Source organism: Neobacillus cucumis (assembly GCF_016908975.1).
GTDB classification, from domain to species: Bacteria; Bacillota; Bacilli; order Bacillales; family Cytobacillaceae; genus Neobacillus; species Neobacillus cucumis.
Map to the genome: position 1 here is coordinate 59,870 of NZ_JAFBEX010000005.1, position 20,360 is coordinate 80,229.

At 38.0% G+C, this 20,360-nt stretch carries 20 protein-coding genes; 15 read left to right on the forward strand and 5 right to left on the reverse strand.

The window, feature by feature from the left end; translation table 11 throughout:
- Nucleotides 1-16 precede the first annotated feature (16 nt).
- From lpdA to JOC76_RS30420, 6 genes are all read left to right on the forward strand, one after another.
- A complete protein-coding gene (gene lpdA, locus JOC76_RS07980) occupies nucleotides 17-1,396 on the forward strand; it encodes a dihydrolipoyl dehydrogenase (protein WP_205177073.1) in 1,380 nt (459 codons plus the stop codon).
- 17 nt (nucleotides 1,397-1,413) lie between these two features.
- Nucleotides 1,414-2,469, forward strand: a complete 1,056-nt coding sequence (locus JOC76_RS07985) for a 2,3-butanediol dehydrogenase (RefSeq protein ID WP_205177074.1) — start codon at nucleotides 1,414-1,416, stop codon at nucleotides 2,467-2,469.
- A 240-nt stretch (nucleotides 2,470-2,709) separates the two neighbouring features.
- The gene (locus JOC76_RS07990; protein WP_205177075.1) at nucleotides 2,710-4,590 is read left to right on the forward strand and encodes a sigma-54-dependent Fis family transcriptional regulator; all 1,881 of its coding nucleotides are present in this window, start codon (nucleotides 2,710-2,712) and stop codon (nucleotides 4,588-4,590) included.
- Between the two features lie 270 nt (nucleotides 4,591-4,860).
- On the forward strand, nucleotides 4,861-6,453 hold the full coding sequence (locus tag JOC76_RS07995) for an FMN-binding glutamate synthase family protein (protein ID WP_205177076.1): 1,593 nt from the start codon (nucleotides 4,861-4,863) through the stop codon (nucleotides 6,451-6,453).
- A gap of 292 nt (nucleotides 6,454-6,745) precedes the next feature.
- Entirely contained in the window at nucleotides 6,746-7,375 is a 630-nt protein-coding gene (gene phaP, locus JOC76_RS08000; RefSeq protein ID WP_205177077.1) for a polyhydroxyalkanoic acid inclusion protein PhaP, read from the forward strand.
- 188 nt (nucleotides 7,376-7,563) lie between these two features.
- Complete coding sequence (locus JOC76_RS30420; RefSeq protein WP_275591340.1) at nucleotides 7,564-7,689, forward strand: hypothetical protein; 126 nt, start codon at nucleotides 7,564-7,566, stop codon at nucleotides 7,687-7,689.
- A 92-nt stretch (nucleotides 7,690-7,781) separates the two neighbouring features.
- Here JOC76_RS30420 and JOC76_RS08005 read toward each other — a convergent pair whose 3' ends face one another.
- Nucleotides 7,782-9,131, reverse strand: coding sequence for an MFS transporter (locus JOC76_RS08005; protein WP_205177078.1), 1,350 nt, complete (start codon nucleotides 9,129-9,131; stop codon nucleotides 7,782-7,784).
- Between the two features lie 267 nt (nucleotides 9,132-9,398).
- Between JOC76_RS08005 and JOC76_RS08010 the strand changes: the two genes are divergently transcribed.
- Nucleotides 9,399-9,584, forward strand: a complete 186-nt coding sequence (locus JOC76_RS08010) for a hypothetical protein (protein WP_205177079.1) — start codon at nucleotides 9,399-9,401, stop codon at nucleotides 9,582-9,584.
- Nucleotides 9,585-9,815: 231 nt separating this feature from the next.
- Here the strand turns inward: JOC76_RS08010 and JOC76_RS08015 are convergent, their stop codons facing one another.
- Together JOC76_RS08015 and JOC76_RS08020 are read right to left on the reverse strand one after the other, a co-directional pair.
- Complete coding sequence (locus JOC76_RS08015; RefSeq protein ID WP_205177287.1) at nucleotides 9,816-10,007, reverse strand: hypothetical protein; 192 nt, start codon at nucleotides 10,005-10,007, stop codon at nucleotides 9,816-9,818.
- Nucleotides 10,008-10,173: 166 nt separating this feature from the next.
- Nucleotides 10,174-10,467 carry a hypothetical protein gene (locus JOC76_RS08020; protein WP_205177080.1) on the reverse strand — a complete coding sequence of 98 codons (294 nt, stop codon included), beginning with the start codon at nucleotides 10,465-10,467 and terminating at the stop codon, nucleotides 10,174-10,176.
- Between the two features lie 462 nt (nucleotides 10,468-10,929).
- Between JOC76_RS08020 and JOC76_RS08025 the strand changes: the two genes are divergently transcribed.
- The 3 genes from JOC76_RS08025 (at nucleotide 10,930) to JOC76_RS08030 (ending at nucleotide 12,234) form a co-directional block, all read left to right on the forward strand.
- Nucleotides 10,930-11,199: an HU family DNA-binding protein gene (locus JOC76_RS08025; RefSeq protein WP_205177081.1), complete on the forward strand. Its 270-nt coding sequence runs from the start codon at nucleotides 10,930-10,932 to the stop codon at nucleotides 11,197-11,199.
- 34 nt (nucleotides 11,200-11,233) lie between these two features.
- Complete coding sequence (locus JOC76_RS30425) at nucleotides 11,234-11,362, forward strand: hypothetical protein (RefSeq protein WP_275591341.1); 129 nt, start codon at nucleotides 11,234-11,236, stop codon at nucleotides 11,360-11,362.
- A gap of 107 nt (nucleotides 11,363-11,469) precedes the next feature.
- Nucleotides 11,470-12,234 (forward strand): putative protein N(5)-glutamine methyltransferase, encoded by a 765-nt coding sequence (locus JOC76_RS08030; protein ID WP_205177082.1) that lies wholly within the window; start codon nucleotides 11,470-11,472, stop codon nucleotides 12,232-12,234.
- A 103-nt stretch (nucleotides 12,235-12,337) separates the two neighbouring features.
- Here the strand turns inward: JOC76_RS08030 and JOC76_RS08035 are convergent, their stop codons facing one another.
- The gene (locus JOC76_RS08035) at nucleotides 12,338-13,750 is read right to left on the reverse strand and encodes a PQQ-dependent sugar dehydrogenase (protein WP_205177083.1); all 1,413 of its coding nucleotides are present in this window, start codon (nucleotides 13,748-13,750) and stop codon (nucleotides 12,338-12,340) included.
- A 232-nt stretch (nucleotides 13,751-13,982) separates the two neighbouring features.
- Between JOC76_RS08035 and wrbA the strand changes: the two genes are divergently transcribed.
- Entirely contained in the window at nucleotides 13,983-14,594 is a 612-nt protein-coding gene (wrbA, locus tag JOC76_RS08040) for an NAD(P)H:quinone oxidoreductase (RefSeq protein WP_205177084.1), read from the forward strand.
- Between the two features lie 320 nt (nucleotides 14,595-14,914).
- The gene (locus tag JOC76_RS08045; RefSeq protein ID WP_026574136.1) at nucleotides 14,915-15,115 is read left to right on the forward strand and encodes a cold-shock protein; all 201 of its coding nucleotides are present in this window, start codon (nucleotides 14,915-14,917) and stop codon (nucleotides 15,113-15,115) included.
- Nucleotides 15,116-15,614: 499 nt separating this feature from the next.
- Here the strand turns inward: JOC76_RS08045 and JOC76_RS08050 are convergent, their stop codons facing one another.
- Nucleotides 15,615-16,748: a GntR family transcriptional regulator gene (locus JOC76_RS08050; RefSeq protein WP_205177085.1), complete on the reverse strand. Its 1,134-nt coding sequence runs from the start codon at nucleotides 16,746-16,748 to the stop codon at nucleotides 15,615-15,617.
- Nucleotides 16,749-17,142: 394 nt separating this feature from the next.
- Between JOC76_RS08050 and JOC76_RS08055 the strand changes: the two genes are divergently transcribed.
- The 3 genes from JOC76_RS08055 to JOC76_RS08065 all read left to right on the forward strand — a co-directional run bounded on the left by JOC76_RS08055 (nucleotide 17,143) and on the right by JOC76_RS08065 (nucleotide 20,354).
- Entirely contained in the window at nucleotides 17,143-18,516 is a 1,374-nt protein-coding gene (locus JOC76_RS08055) for an ABC transporter substrate-binding protein (protein WP_239557613.1), read from the forward strand.
- 78 nt (nucleotides 18,517-18,594) lie between these two features.
- A complete protein-coding gene (locus JOC76_RS08060) occupies nucleotides 18,595-19,515 on the forward strand; it encodes a carbohydrate ABC transporter permease (RefSeq protein WP_205177086.1) in 921 nt (306 codons plus the stop codon).
- A gap of 14 nt (nucleotides 19,516-19,529) precedes the next feature.
- Nucleotides 19,530-20,354 (forward strand): carbohydrate ABC transporter permease, encoded by an 825-nt coding sequence (locus JOC76_RS08065; protein ID WP_205177087.1) that lies wholly within the window; start codon nucleotides 19,530-19,532, stop codon nucleotides 20,352-20,354.
- Nucleotides 20,355-20,360: the final 6 nt, after the last annotated feature.

Below are 20,360 nucleotides of genomic sequence, written 5' to 3' on the forward strand. Positions count from 1 at the left end.
AAAGAAGGGAACTCTTTTGGCATCAATCGCAATAATAGGTGGTGGTCCTGCTGGATATGTGGCTGCAATTATTGCAGCCCAGCAAGGGCATGAAGTGACAATAATAGACCAGGGACCGCTTGGAGGCACTTGTTTAAATGAAGGGTGCATGCCTACTAAAGCCCTCTTAGAAAGTGCTGGAGTGTACAATAAACTTCAAAATGCGAGTGAGTTTGGGATTCGTCTTCCTTCCGGCAGCATTGAAATCGATTGGAATGTCGTCCAGGGTCGAAAAAACAAGATTGTTTCCACACTGGTTCAAGGAATCCAATATTTAATGAGGAAAAATAAAGTAAAGGTAGTAAAGGGATCGGCATCTTTCCTAACAAGCCGGGTTTTACGGATTGAGCATAATGGGAAACAAGAAGAGATAACGGCAGACAAAGTGATCATCGCTGCAGGATCTGAACCCATCCAGCTGCCATTTGCCCCATTTGACGGCGATTGGATCATTCATAGTGGTCAGGCGATGTCACTTCAGTCCATTCCTTCCTCCTTGCTAATTGTCGGTGGGGGTGTAATCGGCTGCGAGTTTGCTAGTATTTTTAGCAGATTGGGAACAAAGGTCACCATTGTTGAGATGGCGGATCAGCTGCTGCCGGGAGAAGATAAAGATGTAGCTGAGATCTTACATAAGGAGCTTGAAAACGACGGTGTAACGATCTATCCTTCTACTAGACTAAAAGATTTAAATAAGGACCAGAAGAAGGCGTTTTTTGAAAACGATAAAGGTCTCCATGAGCTTGAGTCAGATATGGTCCTCGTTTCGATTGGCCGTAAACCAAGGGTGAATAGCTTAGGTCTAGAGAACATCGGCATTGATTTTACAAGGCAAGGAATTGTCGTAAATGAGCAAATGCAAACAAACATGCCGAATATCTATGCCTGTGGAGACGTCATCGGTGGGATTCAATTGGCCCATGTGGCGTTCCATGAGGGAACAGTTGCCGCTTTAAACACTTGCGGATTGGATGCGCAGGTAAATTATCGTGCTGTACCCCGCTGCATTTATACCTCACCTGAAATTGCCAGCGTAGGGTTAACAGAAAAGCAGGCTATTGACCAATATGGTGACATAAGAGTTGGGGAGTTTCCTTTCTCCGCAAACGGCAAGGCGTTAATTTCCAATGAACAAGCTGGAAAGGTAAAGGTGTTGGTTGAACCAGAGTATGGGGAAATCGTTGGGGTTTCAATTGTTGGACCCCATGCCACCGAACTAATTGGGCAAGGCACCGTCATGCTCCATGCTGAGTTGACAACAGACACTATGGAACAATTTATTGCTGCCCACCCAAGTCTTTCTGAGGCCATCCATGAAGCAATCCTTAGTGCTGTTGGACATGCTGTTCATGTATAAGAAAAGGAGAAATGTGTATGAAAGCTGCTCTTTGGTATAACCAAAAAGATATAAGAGTCGAAAAAATTCCAGAACCTTTGATTGAAGAAGATCAGGTGAAAATAAAAGTATCCTATTGTGGCATTTGTGGTTCGGATTTACATGAATATTTGGCTGGACCTATTTTCGTTCCAGTAGAAGAACCCCATCCAATTTCTAAGGATAAAGCTCCAATTGTTATGGGGCATGAGTATGCCGGGGAAGTGACAGCAGTTGGGGAAGCTGTAACAGGTATTAAAGTAGGTGACCGAGTGTGTGTAGAACCGATTTACAGCTGCGGGAAGTGTTCCTCTTGCAAAAAGGGTCACTATAATGTTTGTGAACAATTAGGTTTTATTGGTCTATCCGGGGGCTTGGGCGGTTTTTCAGAATACAGCGTTGTACCATCAAAGATGGTTCATAAAATTCCAGACCATATGTCATGGGAACAAGCGGCGCTTGTTGAACCAACAGCTGTTGCCGTTCACGCAGTTCGCCAAAGTGATATGAAGATTGGGGATTCCATTGCCGTGATCGGTACGGGACCAATTGGATTATTAGTTATTCAAGCTGCTAAAGCTGCAGGGGCTAGTCAAATTATTGCAGTAGAGGTTTCAGCTGAACGCCGTGAGATTGCTAAACAAGTTGGAGCCCACATCGTCATTGATCCTATCGAAGTAAATCCCGTTGAAGCTATAAAAGAATATACAAATGGACTTGGGGTTGATGTAGCATTTGAGGTAGCTGGAATCGAAGCCACTATTAATACCGCGATTGAATCCACAAAAGCAGAAGGTAATGTGGTGAATATCAGCATATGGGAAAAGCCAGCTAGTATCCCAGTCAATAATTTTATTTTAACTGAGAGAAAAATGACTAGTATAATAGCTTATCGCAACATTTTTCCACAAGTTATTCAACTTATTGCCAATGGGCAAATCCAAGCAGCGGAATTAGTGACTAAAAAAATATCTATTGAGCAAATCGTTTCTGAAGGATTTGAAGCATTAACTAAAAACAAGAACCAAATTAAGATCCTAGTAGATCCCTCCTAATAATGATTCTATAAAATTATCAAGCTATGCGTTTAATGCGCATAGCTTTTTCGAATTTTCTATATAATGACAATTGTATGATTGAAAGCGCATTCCTAGTTTTGTATAATTAGAATTGTACGTTTAACCAACACGTTTTGACGTATTTCTTCTAATACTCCTTTTTTCTTCGCAAGATTTACAACAAGTAACTATCACAAATAAATGTAGAAAATATTTCCTATGGGTACAGGAGGGTTTATGAATACTACTTTTTATTTTGATGCTTGGAAGCGATTTGTTAAAGAAGGAATTCTTGATTCAGCACGGTTGAACAAACGAATTTCGGAATCCTGGCACCGCTGTAAAAAAGAAAAGGTAAACCCTTATTTAAAAAAAGGCCTGGATTTATTATCAGAAGAAGAACTGAATGCCAAAAAAGTAAAGAATTCTCTGCTGATCGAAATGGCCTCTCCTTATATAAAAAAGATGGATCAGGCGATTAAAGATTCTGGAATGATGGCACTTTTGGTCGATCCGGATGGATATGTTCTATCTTTAACAGGAAACCAACAAACCTTATCGGATGCAAGAAAAATTAATTTTGTTGAAGGAGTGCGCTGGACTGAGGCAGAGGTCGGTACAAATGCTATTGGGACAGCGTTACAGACAAAAGAAGCGGTAACGATTAATGGGGCAGAACATTATTCCGTCGCTTCCCATCAATGGAGCTGTTCCGCCACACCTATTTTTCACGATAATGGAAACCTATTGGGGGTCATTGATGTTTCATGCCCTGTTAACTATTCGCACCCCTTTATGCTTGGAATGGTCACATCGATTTCATATGCCATTGAAAAAGAAATCAGCAAGCGTTGCCATTTAGAAGAAATAATACTTTTCCAGCAAGCAGGCCACCTGGTAGAGACCTATCAAAGCCAGCCCTTTCTGGTATGTAATCTAAAACAAATGATCATATCAGCAAGTAAGCCACTTAGGGAAAAGTTCCCTCAATTAATCGGCATGAACCTGTACGAACTATTACATAACGGATACCAAATTGATGTTGAAATGCCATTCCATTCAAAGGAAAACAATAGGATCATCGGAAGCTGCTATTTCCTTTCAGAGAGAATTACTCATCGTAAAAACGTATCTTTTCAAGCAAAAAGTCACTCAAAATCCTTTATCTTTAAAGGAGAGTGTGGAACGAGTGAGGTTTTTCAAAATACATTAGCCAAAGTTAAGCTTGTAGCTCCAACAGATGCCACCGTGTTTATTTCAGGTGAAACCGGTTCAGGAAAAGAGCTGATTGCTCGGGCCATTCATGACAACAGCCCCCGAAAAGATGGGCCATTTATTTCAATAAATTGTGGAGCAATCCCGAAAGACCTTATGGAAAGTGAGCTTTTTGGCTATGTCGAAGGGGCTTTTACCGGGGCAAGACGGCAAGGCTATAAAGGTAAATTTGAACAGGCTCAGGAAGGGACGATATTTCTTGATGAGATAGGTGAAATCCCGCACTCCATGCAGGTGGCCTTATTGCGTGTACTACAGGAGAAGAAAGTCTCTCCGATTGGGAGTACGAGGGAAATCCCATTGGATGTCCGTTTTATTACAGCAACCCACCGTGATATTACGAAACTTGTAAAAGATGGGGATTTTCGGGAAGATCTCTATTATCGTTTGAATGTTTATCCAATTGATGTTCCTCCTCTTAGAAGAAGAAAAGAAGATATCCCGCACCTTGTCAGGTATTTCTGTAAAGGAAATGGATGGAACCTCCCGAATATGGATGATCTTTCTTATAGATTGACAGACTATGAATGGCCAGGGAACATAAGAGAATTAATAAACGTCTTAGAGCGCCTGCACATTATGTCTCTTGATGAACAGTCAAGTCAGAATATTATCGTTAATAGCTTTGAATCTTTAACTATTAGACATCCATCCAATTCTTCATTAAATGAACAGGAAAATAAAGAAGAGGCTGAAAAGAAGTTAAATGCCCGAGAAAAAATACAAAAAGACCTAATGCTGGATGCATTAAAAAAGACAAAAGGGAATGTAACCGCAGCGGCGAAACTACTAGAAATCCCAAGGAGTACTTTTTATAAAAGGCTTCAAAAGTTTGGAATGTAAGGCTGACTTGGTTCAAACCATTTGTTTTTCTAAATTAAAAATTAAATGAATTGACGGTAAAAACTTGATTACCTCTTGTTATAAATGAGTTTTGTTTGTAACAAGGGGTTTTTGCTATGAATATTAAACTATAAAAAATACCTCCTTTTGTGTTAAATTAGGCAACTTAAGGAAAATTTTTAATAACGTATTAGTAGGGAAAAAAATAATCACATTCATCAGAACCGCAGAACTTGTCTAAATATTAGGTAGAAAAGAAGGGATTATTTAATGGTATGGGCTATTTTTATCTTTCTATTGATTGTGTTTATTGTGGGACCGATTACTTTGCTTTTATGGTTAAATATTTTGGCAAAGAAACCGCAACATTCGATTATCAGAGCACACCCGTATTTGGGATGGATGCGCTACTTATTAGAAAAGATTGGTCCGGAATTCAGGCAATATTGGTTTGATGATGACAATAGTGGCAAACCATTTTCACGAACCGATTTTTTAGGGCTTGTTTTTTCAGCCAAATATCGAAGTGATCTTTTAAGCTTTGGTTCCAAACGTGACTTTGATAAGCCTGGGTTTTATATTGCGAATGGTTTGTTTCCCCTATTAAATGAAGAATTAAGGGTGGACAATCAAGAAAAAGTCCACTCAATGAAGTATAAAATCGATCATGAAGGATTGTTTACTCGTCATGAAAAGTTGGAAAAGGACCAAACAACACGTTGGCTTTACCATGAGGAAGAGACAATAATCGTTGGGGGGAATCGGAAATTTCCATGGAAACTTCGTGGTCCATTTGGTGCCTCGGCCACATCTTACGGAGCAGTCGGTGAAAACTATATACTTTCAACAGGTCATGGCAGCCGTCTGGCAGGAGGGTCATGGATTAATACGGGGGAGGGCGGAGTTGCACCAGAGCATTTAGAAAGTGGTGTAGATGTGGTTGCTCAGATTGGCCCTGGTTTATTTGGTTTTCGCGATGATGAGGGGAATTTCTCTATTGATGAATTTAAGTGTAAAGCCGAGGAACCGAATATAAAAGCATTTGAGCTTAAATTTGGCCAGGGAGCAAAAATCCGTGGCGGACATCTGGAGGGGTCGAAGGTTACAACCAAAGTAGCAAATATTCGTAAGGTTCCAGTGGGGAAGACCATTAATTCCCCAAATCGCTTTCCATTTTTGCATAATGCGCCCGAAACCTTGCAGTTTATCAAAATGCTGCAAGATGAAGGTGGAAAACCTGTTGGAATCAAAATTGTCGTTGGATATCCATCCATCCTGGATGATTTTTTCGAGGCCATGAATAATCTTAGGATTTATCCGGACTTTATTACGGTTGATGGTGGAGAAGGAGGAACAGGCGCCACTTACAAATCAATGGCAGATACAATGGGGCTTCCTTTATATCCTGCTCTAATTGCGGTTGTTGATAAGGCCCATCAGTTTGGTCTACGAAAAAAGCTGAAAATTTTTGCTTCAGGAAAGTTAATTTCAGCCGATAAAATTGCGATTGCCATTGCGATTGGTGCAGATGCCGTAAACTCTGCGCGAGGATTTATGATTGCTAACGGCTGTATTATGGCACTTCAATGTCATACGGGTAAATGCCCTACGGGTGTAACGACCACCGATCCAAAATATCAAGGAGCACTTGTGCCAGAGGAAAAGAAATGGCGAGTCATGAACTACATCATTAATGTACGTCAAGGTTTGTTTGCCTTAGCTGCGGCTTGCGGCATTGATAGTCCGCGTAAATTCACTCGTGATCACATAGTATTTAAAGATGTTGATGGAAAAATTAAAAGGTTATCAGAACTGTTTCCAATTCCTGATTCTTTGGATGAATTATGTAAAAGAACTTTATAGTTTAATAGAAATGAACGGGATAAATGTTAATGACTTGTCATTTCAATGACGCAATATAAAAGCATGGTGGTTTTTGAAAATCTTCAAAGCCACCATGCTTTTATAAAATTATTAAAATTTACTCACTTTATTGAGTATGTCTAATTGACTAATTTTAACTTATATGTGTAAAATACATATATAGTAATTTCGTAAATTATATTTATAACCAAAATTATTAAACTCTACATACCTCCGTTTCATAGGAGGAAAAAATAGTGATATTTAAAAAAGGACATGAGGAGGAATAAAGATGGCACAAAAGGTAATGGAACCAAAAGAAAAAGTTCTTAGTAAGGAAGTTCAAAAAGTAGAGGTTGCAGAAGTTGAGATTCAAGAAGTAGAGCTGCAAAACGAAACAAGCTATGTTTCAGAGTCATTAATTGAAACATTTTGGGATCAATTTGAAGGTGCAATTTCTTGTAATAGAGAATATAGAGCACAAGGCCAAGAACTTTTCTTGAATTCTATAAAGCAAACAACAAAGTTCAATGAAGTATACCGCAATACTTTAAAGGGTCTTTTTGAGGATGCAACAAAAATTAATAGCGATTTGCGTAAAAGCTTATTCCAAATCACTGATATCAATTCTAATGAATATACTCAAGAAGTGACTGAATCTTTAAAAGGTCAAGTAAGTGAAGTAGCTAATAAATTAGAGGAGCTTTCTTTAACTCCAATTAATACTGCCTTTGACTTAATGGAGAAATCAGAGAAGCTTGTTGAACAAAATAGTGAGTCATTTATTAGATATACAAATGAAGCATGGAACGCTGGGGAAGCTATCACAGACAACTATTTAAAACAAACTAGGGAAATTCATCAAAATATTGCTCAACGATTTGAAGATAGCATTGGTAAACTTGTTGCGCCAAGTAAATAATAATTTTAAAGAAAAAAACACTCTTAAGTAGATGAGCCCTTCTTGTTAAGGAATATTCTATGATTGCACAAAAAAGCAGCTTTACCTCCACTGGCACGCTACTTTTTTTGATATATTTGAAGTTTTAACAAAAGTTCTTAGTAGGATTAGGTTAAGACTGATGGAATAATATATTGGGGGTTTTTGTTGTGAATGAACAAGAAGAAATGTTGATTTATAAAACATCTATAATTCTAAAAAAAGATACAAGTAAGATGTGCTTAAACGATATTATTGAGGAATTGGTTACTCTCATTGAACAAAAAGAGAATTGATATAGGGAGTGGATTTGAAGAATAATCCTTTTCATCATGTCCATTGTCACTATGAAATCAATTATAAAAAAGGGACACGAGTGTCCCTTTTGCTATTGATTCTGTTTCAGTTTTTGGGGCATCCGAATCGTCAACAGCATAATCATGATTCCGATAATCACACAGATGATGGCCATTACATGAAAATGGCTTGTTGTAAATTGCTTCCCGAATAGAATACCCAGTAAGCTAGAAGAAAAAATGGTCCCTATGTATCGAGACGTCATAAAAAGTCCCGAAGCAGTACCGGTTTCGGCAGGAGGTACAAACGAGTACAGTGCTGTCTGCAAACCAAGATTGTTGAAGCCGTTGCTGAATCCAAGAACGGATAAACAACAGAATATCCATACCGCCGGCGATGAAACGTGGATGGTAAGTAGAAGCAAAGAACCTGCAATCATACAGGATGTCCCTGCGATTAATGCCGGTTTTGAACCACGATTGTCAATCCAGCGTCCAGCCAAAGGAGAAACGATAATGCCAAAGCCGGCAATGGAAAGCATAACAAGACCCGTAGTCTTGGAATCGAAATGGCGAACGTTTTGCAGATAGAGTGGAACTCCAAAGAATATCGAGTAGAAAATCACGTTGACCAGGATAAACTGTACGTACACAAGACTCATATTCAGGTTTTCTTTAAGTGATCCTACATTGATAAATGGTTGCGATTGTTTTCTCTCGTATTGATAAAAAACGAAGATCAAAACCAGGCTTACCAATAGTTCTACCCAGTTAACACCGCTTTCCCATGACAGCAAAAACAATAGCAAGCTTAAAATGGACAGAGTAAATAGAAGGATTCCGAAAAAATCAATGGTGACTTTCCGGCTTCTATCCCTTCTATCTTTTGGTAGAATAAATATTCCCAGAAAAAAGGCTGCTAAAATGAATGGGAAGTTAACCAAAAAGATCGCTTGCCAATCCCAGTAATGTGTGAGAAATCCACCAATGGAAGGACCGAATGCGGCGGAAACGGATGAAAAAATCGAAAGCACACCTAGTGCCTGTGCTTGATTTTCCGTAATTGATTTGCGAATCATTCCCATGCCTGCAGGGAAAAGCGCTGAACTTCCGATTGCCTGGATGATCCTGATCGCAATTAGCCAGCCAAAACTTGGCGAAAAGGGAGCTGCAAATGAAGCTGCTGCAATCATAACGAGACCGATTAAATATATTTTCTTAAGTCCAAACACATCGCCGAGCTTTCCCATGACAGGCTGACCAATACCACTTGCAAGATAATATGTGGAGATAAGCCATGATGCATCCGTAAAAGAAAGAGAAAATTGATTTTGGATGCGAGAAAGCGCAACGGCAATCATCGAAGAATTCAAGGGATTTAGCAGCGTTCCCAAAGCAACGGCAGTAATAAAAAGATAGCGGGTTTTGTTTGTTATAGACATATGTTTCCCCTCCGGTGATTTTCATTGAAAATGATATAAACAAATTATTGTATTAATAATGATAAAACATATTGGTAGAAAAAGGTACTTAGAGGAACTGGGGTTTCGTTGATTAAGAGATATAAAGACAATATACATAAGTAGTTTATTGACATAAAAAAAGATTTATTTTCGGGCAGGAGGAAGGTAGTCAGAGTTGAATAAGACGACATAAAAATGATGATTTCATCATATTTATCATCAATGAGAGGTTAGAGAGGTGAAAATATGTTAAGCCATGTATGCAGAAGATTCATCTGGTTTCTGATTGGAAGTACGATCTTTACTACCTTTATCGGATATGCCCTGATTAAAGCTGGCCTCATTTCATTTCCAAGTCCTAAATCCCAAAGAGCACTGAATACTAAAGAGGGTAATCGAAATAGAAGAGTTGGTAAAATTCGAGTGATTTAGAGATTTCTAAATCAACTCTATGTACTTTTAGTTGCTCTGAGGATTAATCTTTTCTAAGCGTTTAAGAAGATAGTCAAAAAAGACGTTCAGTCTTCAAAACTGCTTGAGACGTGCGTGCCAGGTCTGGTGGGTCCGATTCCCACGCAGTCCCACCATCACATCATTTACTTATAACTGTTACTAGAACTCGACTTTATTAATTAGGTGGGCTTTTTTTATCAATTAAAAGTATTATTCTTCAATTAATTCTTCTTCAAAGAAAAAGGTTTTTGGATGTTCCTTAACAATGTAAGAGTATCTTTTCATGTTTTTAACATAATGACATTTAGAGATGGTAACTGATTCACCAGATGCTTTAATTTTAACTTCTTTCCCAATTGTAAAAAGACTTTCCCTCATTTTTTCACCTTCTTTAGCTTCCAATAATTAATTGGTCAAATTATACCCTTTGTCGTTGATACATGCTATCTATTATAAGTTTGGCAGGACTTCTTAATAATATCCAGCATTTTTGCTTAAATTACTTGTTCATCAAATTTCTCAAATAAATAAGGCAAGCAGTCGGGAACTGGCTTGCCTTAAATAACTATTATAACTTCCAAGGAGGAAAATCGCTATCTTTTTGTTTCTCATAATTTTTCATTCTAGAGTATGCATTGCCAAGTCTTGAGACAATAAATCCTTGAGGACCCAAGGTTTCTACATGATCGTTTAACTCTTGAATTCTAATATTTGCAAACATGTTTGCTACCTCAGCTAAACTTTCAATTGTATCCATTAATTCGGGGTTGTCATTATAATTGCATTTAGCTATGGAGTAAATATAATCTAGTTTATTTCTAATTAGTTTAAGTGTTTCAATATCAAACTGACTCTTTTGCATAATTTTTCACTCCTCATACATAAAGCATATGGGGTTAAAGTGAATTAAGTACCGAAATCGAAGAATAAAGGAAATTAAAAAAGATAAGCAAGGCAGAAAGGTCAAATTTTATCAGATTGATATCATATTAGCTTTTTTTAAAAAAACATTGACTAAAATTGATATTTAATGATATTATAATAAATTTGATAAATTAGACACCGTGTGCTATCCTTAAAAGAGTAACTAATAATGAATGGATTATTTTTTTAGATAAGTTTCATTATTTATCCAATGTCTTCAACTTATATGTTTGTTATACCTCAGTATTTCCACATAATCGATTGTTCTTATTTCTTCTCCGCACAATCATCGATATTTACCGAATAAGTTTATAAAAATAATTTTTGGGGTTTACCGGTTCGGCGTCTCAACTTTTTGGGTATGTTCGTATTATTTTTTGACTAATTGGAGGTATAACTTTTGAACAAAACAAAATTAGTAAATGTAGTGTCAGAGAAATCTGAAATTTCTAAAAAAGATGCAGAATCAGCTGTAGAGGCTGTATTCGATGTTATCACACAAACACTAGTTAGCGGAGATTCTTTTGCGCTTTTTGGGTTTGGCAAATTTGAAGTTTGTCATCGTGATGCTCGTACTCGAATCGACCCTAAAACGGGTGAAGAATTCATAATTCATGCTGGCAAAGTCCCTGTATTCCGAGCGAGTAAGTCATTGATACAGAAAATGTAAGTTTGAGGGTAATCCAAATAAGGGAGGCAAACAAATGAACGACCAACAATCTGAAGAAATGATTAAGCAGTTACGTAGAATTGCTGATGCTCTTGAACATATAAAATCGCAACCATCTAAAGAAGCTACTAACAACATTGAGGATGTAATAAAACAAAGTTGAAAATCCTGTAAATCCTTATTTATTTAGTATAGGGAAAAATAACCATGAAGGAATCGGAAGTGGTGGGGTAAATAGCACAAAACTTAACTTTCTCTATAGAGATTGAAATGGAAAAAAGGATAATCGACAGTCTACGGATTGAGGGTTGTGTTTTTGCTGAAGAAGAAACACAGTTACTTATCTCGGAGGCTGGCAGTATCGAAAATTTAATGAAAATGGTAGAAAGTCGAGCCAGTGGTTTACCATTGGAATACGTACTCGGATTTACAAAATTTTGTGGACTGCGGATAGAAGTAGAACAGGGAGTTTTTGTACCGCGCCAACGGACGGAGTTTCTGGTTCAGCAGGCAGTAGCATTGACCACCATTTCTGATATAGTTGTTGATTTATGTTGTGGGACAGGTGCGGTAGGTGCTGCAGTAGCAACCGACTTGAAAAGAATTGTATTACACTTAGTTGACATTGATCCCATTGCTTTAAAATGTGCCTCACGCAATATATCTAACATTGGGGGGCACGTTTATCAAGGGGACTTGTATCAAGCACTACCCCATTCATTAAGAGGACGTGTGAATGTAATTGTCGCCAATGTACCATACGTTCCTACTGATGCAATAAGGCTGCTGCCTCAGGAGGCACGCTTATATGAACCAAAAGTCGCACTTGACGGAGGAATGGACGGATTAGACCTCCAGCGAAAGGTAGCAGATGAGGCTTCTCAATGGCTTGCTCATGGAGGGCATTTATTGGTAGAGACGAGCAAAATGCAGGCTGATCAAACCTTTGAAATTTTTGTTAATGCGGGACTAACTGCCAAAATAGCCAGAAATGAAGAAATGGATGCAACTGTAGTTATTGGAAAGAAAGAGTAAAATGGAGTAACCTCCTTGTCATGTCGGTGCCACCGATATAACGAGGAGGTTTTCTTTTGTTATAAGAATATGAATTTTGAGGTAGCCTTTGTCGTATTTATATTCATGGAACAATTTCAAAAACAGTACCTTGATTTAAATCCGTCACTTTCATAGAGCCATAAACTCCTAAAAATAGTTTGGTTTGATCAAGATTCGTACCCAAACTAACATAATAAGCTGATTGAGACCCAAAATTATAATCGGTTTCAATTACACTATAATCATTTAGTTTCCCATCTGTTCTTATCCTAGAAAAAGCTAAAACTCCTTTAGCAGGAGATTGAGATCCTTTTCGTGCTAGATCGGTAAACAAAACGCTACCCGTTAATTCAGGGATTGCATTCCCCATATAGGCTTGCACTCCTGTCAGTGCAGTTCCTCCAAACTTATTAGGCCTTTGATCTTCATGAAAATAACTAGTTAGAGGCAGAAGACGCCTTATGGAGGTTTCTATTACTTCATTGAAATAAGCCATTGTTTTCTCATCCAGTTTCGGATTTGCCGAGCAGCCTTTTATAGTTGAAGTAGGAAAAGCACCTTCCCAACCTCGCCAGCCCAAGTTAATAAAACCTTCTTGATTAGGTTCAGTTTTCATTAAAGAAGCTTGAACTAGCTGAGTTACCGGTATTGATTTATAGTGAACGAAAGAAAAAATCGACTCTACCAGATCCTGTCCAACATTTCCCACATATTTAATAAACTGATGATAAAACCTTTGAAATGAAATGCCTGGTATATTACGAACCCCATTGGCCATTACTGAAAGGGTTTCCTGTATAGGGACGGGAAGTTCATTAAAACGTGAGACTACGGGTGGATTATTGATAAAAGTATTCTTAGCTACATCAATTTCAAGAATTTTACCGGCTATTTCCATATAATCCTGACTTAAATTAAATGGATCATATCCTGATCCACCATCTCCGGTTGTTAAAACAAGTTTTCCCGTTTCAGGTGAAAAGTTTAAGCTATTGACACCATTATGATTCATAAATGGTCTTCTTAAATTAAGTAATGTCCGCCGTTTTTGAGGTTGACCATTCGAGGGTAAGATCCATTCTTCAACTGTGTCAATATGGTCATATTGAGTTTCTCTATTTTTCCAACTTTGGTTTAAGGTCCTTGGATCACATGGGTTAGGCTTAAAATGTTCGGTTAAAGCACCTGGACCTTGTGTTCCAGCTACTGAATAATGAAGATAAAAATGACCGTTTGAATAAAATGCGGGATGAAACGCTAGCCCGAGCAATCCTCGTTCATCATAACCACCACTAGGACCACCTAATTTTATTATTTGAGGTCGAATGTCTAAAAAAGTTCTTAATCTCGAGTTTCCTATGTAAAAGATTTCTCCTACCTGGGTTGCAATAAATAAGCTTTCCGTTGTGTTACCCGGAAGTATAGTTGATTTCACAACAGTGGGTAAATTGACCTTACTAGCAATGGGGCGTAAACGAACCTTAACATTTCTCACCTAACTTTACACTCCTCTACGGGTATTCTTTTATAAAGAATATGATTGGAAATGGGCAAGTAGTACCGAATTAAGGCTGCAGGAATCTGATGAAAGTCTCTGCCATTTGATTCTGAAATGACTTATCAAAAAAAGGAATGTAGATGATAAAAGAAAGACATAATAGTTGGTGTATGAAAAAGGGGTTATTTTCCAAACTTTTTGGAAATTAACTGAAAAGGGGACAGTGAAAATGACGAATGTAAAATTAGCAGTAGTGTATTATAGTATGGGTGGAACCAACTACCAACTAGCAAAATGGGCTGAAGAAGGGGCAAAAGAAGCGGGTGCTGAAGTTAAGGTTTTAAAAGTACCAGAACTTGCACCGCAATCAGCGATCGAAGGTAATCCAATTTGGAAAGCCCATGTAGACGCAACAAAAGATGTTCCAGAGGTTCAATTAAATGATTTAGAATGGGCAGATGCAATTATTTTCAGCGTACCAACTCGGTTTGGCAATATGCCATCACAAATGAAGCAATTCCTAGATACAACTGGCGGTCTTTGGTTTAACGGAAAACTTGTCAATAAGGTTGTAAGTGCGATGTCTTCTGCACAAAATTCTCACGGCGGTCAGGAGGCCACCATTTTATCACTTTATACCTCCATGTATCATTGGGGTGCTATTGTCGCTGCTCCTGGATACACAGATCCAGTTATATTTGGCTCAGGCGGTAACCCATACGGTACAAGCGTGACGGTTGGTCAAGACGGAAAAATGATTGAGGATGTTCAAGCTGCTGTAAAACATCAAGCAAAACGTACGGTTACAGTTGCTGAATGGGTAAAAAAAGCAAATCAATAAATGAATTTTTTGAAAAAACTAGTTGAACTTCCCTGCCTTAATTTCAAAAAGGCAGGGTTTTCTATTGGTTTGCTAATCAATAGAATCTAGTTAGTAATTGCTTTGCTTTAGCAGGGCACTGTAATTAAAATAGAACAACCAAAGAGCAATATGTTCTCTCTTCATTGCCTGCTTGCAAATATATGTGAAAAATGTTAATATTTATTAGAATTATTTTTGTTCGGTGTAAAGGATCGTATTAGTAGAACTTTGCGTCTTGATGATCACTGAGAGCAAGGATAGTAACAATATGTGTGTTTACGCACTAGGAGGCAACAAAAATGGAAAATGGTAAAGTAAAATGGTTTAACAGTGAAAAAGGCTTCGGATTCATCGAACGTGAAGGTGGAGAAGACGTATTCGTTCATTTCTCAGCTATTCAAGGCGAAGGGTTCAAAACTTTAGAAGAAGGTCAAGCAGTGACTTTCGATGTTGAACAAGGTCAACGTGGAGCTCAAGCAGCTAACGTTCGTAAAGCTTAATAACATAAACAAATCCAAGCAGGCTCTTTACCAGAGTCTGTTTTTTATCGTTTAAAAAATTATAAAATTATCGCTTGTGGATAACAGTTAATATAAGGACTTTCGACGTCCAGCTCCAGCGCCTAGCCCCTCGAGGTCATAAGGCGCTCAGGGAATGAAGGCAAAGAACGCCTTCTTTCCCTGAGCGTCTTATGCTTGTCGGGGCTGTTCAAGGCGCTTGCGCTTTTGTTCTTTGCCCTTACAGCAAGGAGCCCCACTCATTTTTGAGTGGGGCACATGTAAACAGTAAATCAAATGGTAAATTAAGTGTAACACATAATCATGAATCCTGCTAACTTTTGTCAATGATTTGTTCCTTTTTATTTGGGTATAATTGGTAAAAAATCCAATTAAGCATGAAAATGAGCCAATCACTGGCAAAAATCGGCCAATTCATGCTAAAAATGAGCCATTCACTCTCAAAAATCAGCCATTTCATGCTTAGAATGAGCCAATCAATTTAGAATGTATTTCCTTTAATTAACTGGTAATCCACCATATTTTGAACAGGGACGGTTTCCCCTTGAATTTGTTGAAGAAGTAATTCTACTGCTTTTATTGCAATACCATCTTCATCTTGTTTAATATGCGTGAAAATCATATCATTATATAACCAGCCGGGATGGTCGAAACAAGCAATAGCGTAATCATTTGGAATGGATTTTCCGAGAGATTTCAGAACTTGTGCTAGGACACATGCAATTTCATACTCACAAGCAATGAATGCCGTTACATGAGAATTTTCCTCAATGAAATTCCGCAGCTTTAACTGATCCTCGAAAAACTCATCAGATCTATTGAAAGTCGGTAATGTACTGAACATATCTGTCAGGATATAGTTTGGACTTACGGCAATTCCTTTTTGCAAATAAGCTGTCTTAAACCCTTTAATTCTCTCTTCAATTGAGGAAGTATATTCCTCTGGAGGTGAAACAAAGGCTATATGCTCATGTCCTTGAGTAAAGAGAAAATCTGTTAGATTTTGAGCTGCCGTATGATTGTCAGTATAAACAGCGCAAGCTGGAATTCCTTTTAAATATCTGTCAATTAAGACGAGTGGAAATTCTTCCAGAACCAATCGCAATAAACTTGTGGTGTAATGCTGGCCATGGACTGGAAAAATAATAATCCCTTTAACCTGCTGCTGTATCATCGTATTAATAGCTTCGTCCTCTTCCTCTTGGCTTCCATAAGTCAGCTTAATGATTAAATTATATTTCAATTCTGAGCAGCGTTTTTCAATCGTACTAAGTAGTTTCCTTCCAAAGCAATCCTTAAAGAATTCTGGAATGATAAGTCCTATTAACCCATTCACTTCTCGATTTGGATAATCACCTTGTTCGAAATGCGTCTTTGGATTAATTGTTCCAAAATCAGGAAGTGTCTTAGATACATAGGAACCTCTGCCACGAATGCGTTCAATTGCCCCGATTTGCACTAATTTCTCAAGCGCCTTTTTAGAAGTGATTCTACTGACTTGATATCGGTCGGCTAATTCTTTCTCAGTAGGAACCTGATCGCTTGGTTTTAATTGACCAGTTTCAATTTGGTTTAATAAATTAAGGTAAATTTTTTCATATAATGGAGTTTCCATAAATCATCATTCCTAACATTTGATATATTGAATATATCATATAGTACAAATCCTTACAATGAGCTGATCATATTTTTTTGACGGGTATTCCTATTCTTTTTTTAAAAATAGATATATTTAGAGAGGTTATTAAAAATAATAAAATAGTAACTTGAAAATAATGCGATCCTATTTCATTTCGTAGTGCTATCTTACTATTTTTTTTCTAACTTTAAGAAAATTTATTTGGTATATTGACATATACTAAATATATCATTTATGCTATCGATATATTAAGTTAGCAAATTAAGTGAAGGGAGGAATGAAGTACCAAAACAATGGTATCATTCTATTTTTTACATCACTGTTGTAACCGTTTTCTTTTGTGGGAATAAGTGTAAAAGGGGAGAGATTTATGAAAAAGAAGATGTTGCAGAAAATGGCGGCTGTTTCAATTATCACAGGAAGTGTTTTAGTAAGTTCAGCGTGTTCGAATCAAAGTGCATCCTCAAACAGCAGTGATAAACAAGTAATCAAAATTACATACCGTTCTGGAGGAGGAACAAACAAAGGTCTTACAGATTGGCTCAATAAAGATATCATTCCACAATTTGAAAAGGAACATCCAAAGGTAGATGTTCAGCTTGCACCACTAGTAGTTTCAGAAGGTGATTATTTCGCCAAAATTGCTTTAATGCTGAAATCTCCAAATACGGCACCTGACATCGTCACAGAGGATACCTTTATGGTCAATTCAGATGCAAGTGCAGGGTATTTACAGCCTCTTGATGATAAGATCAAGAACTGGAGTGATTGGAGCAATTATAATGACAGTGTTAAAAAAGGTGTCATTGCTCAAGATGGAAAAATTTATGGGGTCCCATATAATACCGACTCCAGAGGTCTTTGGTATAACAAGGATTTATTTAAAAAAGCAGGTCTTCCAGTTCCATGGGAACCTAAGTCGTGGGATGATATCCTTCAAGCGGCAAGAACCATTAAAGAAAAATTGCCTGATGTGACACCATTATGGATGAACTCAGGTAAAGCAACAGGGGAAGCAACATCGATGCAAACATTTGAAATGCTGCTTTATGGTACAGAAACACCACTATATGATAACGATTCGAAAAAATGGATTGTCAAAAGCGAAGGACTTACAGATACATTCAATTTTATCCATACTGTATATAAGGAAAAGCTTGGACCAAATCTTTCTCAGGTTTTAAATGGGTCAGGCGGTGCCGTGGCATATCAGCAATTAATGCCTAAAGGAAAGCTAGCCATTGGATTAGATGGATTCTGGCAGACAGGCAACTGGGGTGAGACGGGGGCTGCACCTTGGCCTGAAGCCTTTGATAAGTTAGGATTTGCAGCAATGCCGACTGAACATGGGCAAGCTCCTGGAACCACCTCGATGTCTGGTGGTTGGGCTCTTTCAATTCCAAAAAATTCACATCATAAAGATTTAGCTTGGGAATTTATTGAATTCGCTTCATCGAAAGAACACAATCTTGCACTCCTATCGAAAGAAAGAAATTTGACTCCACGTAATGATGTTGCACAAGAGAAAACATATCAAGAAATCCCAATGTTTAAAGAAGCCACTGACTTCTTAAAATTCACACATTTCCGTCCAGCGGTTGATAAATATCCAACGGTTTCGACTCAAATTCAAACACTTGTCGAGGATGTTGTAACAGAAAAAATTACGCCAAATCAGGCTGCAAAGCAATATCAAACAAATGTAACAAAAATTGTCGGCTCAGATAATGTAATTGAAAAATAACCGAAAAGGAACGATAGGTTACCTTTTTGAACCCCAAAAAGGTAACCTCCTTCTAAAAATAATAGGACGGGGTGTGAAATGAATACAAATACGGTTGTATCACAAACAGTCACAATCAAGCAGAAAACCCAAAAGGATCATACTTTACTGAAATCGGTTCTCTTCTTGTTACCTGCTTGGATCCTATTGCTTGTCTTTTTTGTTGGACCTATCTTACTCACTTTTTATTTTGCCTTTACGAATCTTTCTTTAACTGGTTCAGAGGCAAAGAGTGTTCAGTTTATTGGCTTTCAAAACTTTTTATCCATGTTTCAAGATCCGAATTTCCGCATCAGTGTTGTAAAAACCATTGTGTTCTTGCTTTTTTCTGCCGTCATTGGCCAGCAGGTTTTAGGGTTTATTCTCGCTGTCTTGATGAAGGAGAAAAACAAAACATTTCGCCGGATTATAGGCATCATTGTCATCGCCGGCTGGGTAACCCCTGAAATTGTAGTCGCTTTTTGTTGGGTAGCATTTTTAGGTGATAATGGAACCTTAAATATGCTTCTCGAGCATATTGGATTAAAACCGGTTACATGGATGTATACCTTCCCAATGGTCAGTGTGATAGTCGCTAATATCTGGCATGGAACGGCTTTTTCGATGCTGGTTTTCCAGGCTGCTTTGGATGATGTTCCGAAAAGTGTGGAAGAAGCAGCAGTTGTAGATGGAGCTTCCCGTTTTCAAGTCATGTTCCGTATTGTCTTGCCAATGGTGAAAGGATCGATTGTTACCAATATGATTCTCGTAACCTTGCAAACTTTAGGGGTGTTTACGTTAATTTATGCGATGACTGGCGGCGGCCCTGGAACATCAACACAAACTCTTCCTATTTTTATGTATAACCAGGCGTTTGTAAATTACCAACTTGGCTATGGAACGGCGATATCCTTAATTCTGCTCCTTATCGGAATTTGTGCAAGCTTGTTTTATATCCGCTCCATGAAGGTCAATGTTTAAGGGAGGAGTTAGAAGTGAACCGCTATAAAGTTAAAAAAGTTGTCCCATACATTATTTTATCGATTATTGGTCTTTTGTTTATCCTACCGCTTTTGTGGGTCCTGTTCGCATCTTTTGATCCTAATGCACAGCAAGCTTTGAAAATGCCTAGTTCTTTTACGGTTAATAACTTCACTTCCATCTTGACTGATCCAGCCACTCTTCGTTCCTTTGGCATCGGGTTATTTATATCTTTTGGACAATCAGTGCTGGTTGTAGTGGTGGCCATCATGGCAGCTTATCCACTATCCCGATATGCACTAAAATTTAAAAAATCATTTATGTATACCATTTTGTTTATGACGGCTTTACCGATTACTGCGGTCATGGTGCCTGTGTATCAGCTCTTCCTATATCTCAATATGCAGGATTCTCTCATCGGGACGATTTTGTTTTTAACGGCATCTGGATTGCCGTATGCGATTTGGATGATGAAAAACTTTATGGATTCTGTGCCGTTGGAATTGGAAGAATCCGCGTGGATTGATGGTGCATCCGTTTGGGGTGGTCTAAGGAAGGTAGTTGCACCATTGATGATTCCTGGAATTTGTACGGTCGCGATTTTTACCTTTTCCGGAAGTTGGGGGAACTTTTTTGTCCCATACATATTAATCCAAACACCTGATAAATTTCCCGCATCTGTAACCATTTTTCAGTTTTTTGGTAATTTTGGAATGATTGAGTACGGAAAACTTGCAGCGTTCTCGCTGATTTATACGATGCCTGCTGTCATTTTATATATGTTTTCTCAGCGTTTTATGTCTCAAGGTTTCAGTCTAGGTGGAGCTTCCAAAGGATAATAACAA

Excerpts from the sequence above, each read along its gene's own strand:
- JOC76_RS08030 (WP_205177082.1), top strand. The coding sequence starts at position 11,470 with ATGGAAAAAAGGATAATCGACAGTCTACGGATTGAGGGTTGTGTTTTT.
- JOC76_RS07990 (WP_205177075.1), top strand. The coding sequence starts at position 2,710 with ATGAATACTACTTTTTATTTTGATGCTTGGAAGCGATTTGTTAAAGAA.
- phaP (WP_205177077.1), top strand. The coding sequence starts at position 6,746 with ATGGCACAAAAGGTAATGGAACCAAAAGAAAAAGTTCTTAGTAAGGAA.
- JOC76_RS07995 (WP_205177076.1), top strand. The coding sequence starts at position 4,861 with ATGGTATGGGCTATTTTTATCTTTCTATTGATTGTGTTTATTGTGGGA.
- JOC76_RS08050 (WP_205177085.1), bottom strand. The coding sequence starts at position 16,748 with ATGGAAACTCCATTATATGAAAAAATTTACCTTAATTTATTAAACCAA.
- wrbA (WP_205177084.1), top strand. The coding sequence starts at position 13,983 with ATGACGAATGTAAAATTAGCAGTAGTGTATTATAGTATGGGTGGAACC.
- JOC76_RS08005 (WP_205177078.1), bottom strand. The coding sequence starts at position 9,131 with ATGTCTATAACAAACAAAACCCGCTATCTTTTTATTACTGCCGTTGCT.
- JOC76_RS08055 (WP_239557613.1), top strand. The coding sequence starts at position 17,143 with ATGAAAAAGAAGATGTTGCAGAAAATGGCGGCTGTTTCAATTATCACA.
- JOC76_RS07985 (WP_205177074.1), top strand. The coding sequence starts at position 1,414 with ATGAAAGCTGCTCTTTGGTATAACCAAAAAGATATAAGAGTCGAAAAA.
- JOC76_RS30425 (WP_275591341.1), top strand. The coding sequence starts at position 11,234 with ATGAACGACCAACAATCTGAAGAAATGATTAAGCAGTTACGTAGAATT.
- JOC76_RS08060 (WP_205177086.1), top strand. The coding sequence starts at position 18,595 with ATGAATACAAATACGGTTGTATCACAAACAGTCACAATCAAGCAGAAA.
- JOC76_RS08020 (WP_205177080.1), bottom strand. The coding sequence starts at position 10,467 with ATGCAAAAGAGTCAGTTTGATATTGAAACACTTAAACTAATTAGAAAT.
- JOC76_RS08045 (WP_026574136.1), top strand. The coding sequence starts at position 14,915 with ATGGAAAATGGTAAAGTAAAATGGTTTAACAGTGAAAAAGGCTTCGGA.
- JOC76_RS08010 (WP_205177079.1), top strand. The coding sequence starts at position 9,399 with ATGTTAAGCCATGTATGCAGAAGATTCATCTGGTTTCTGATTGGAAGT.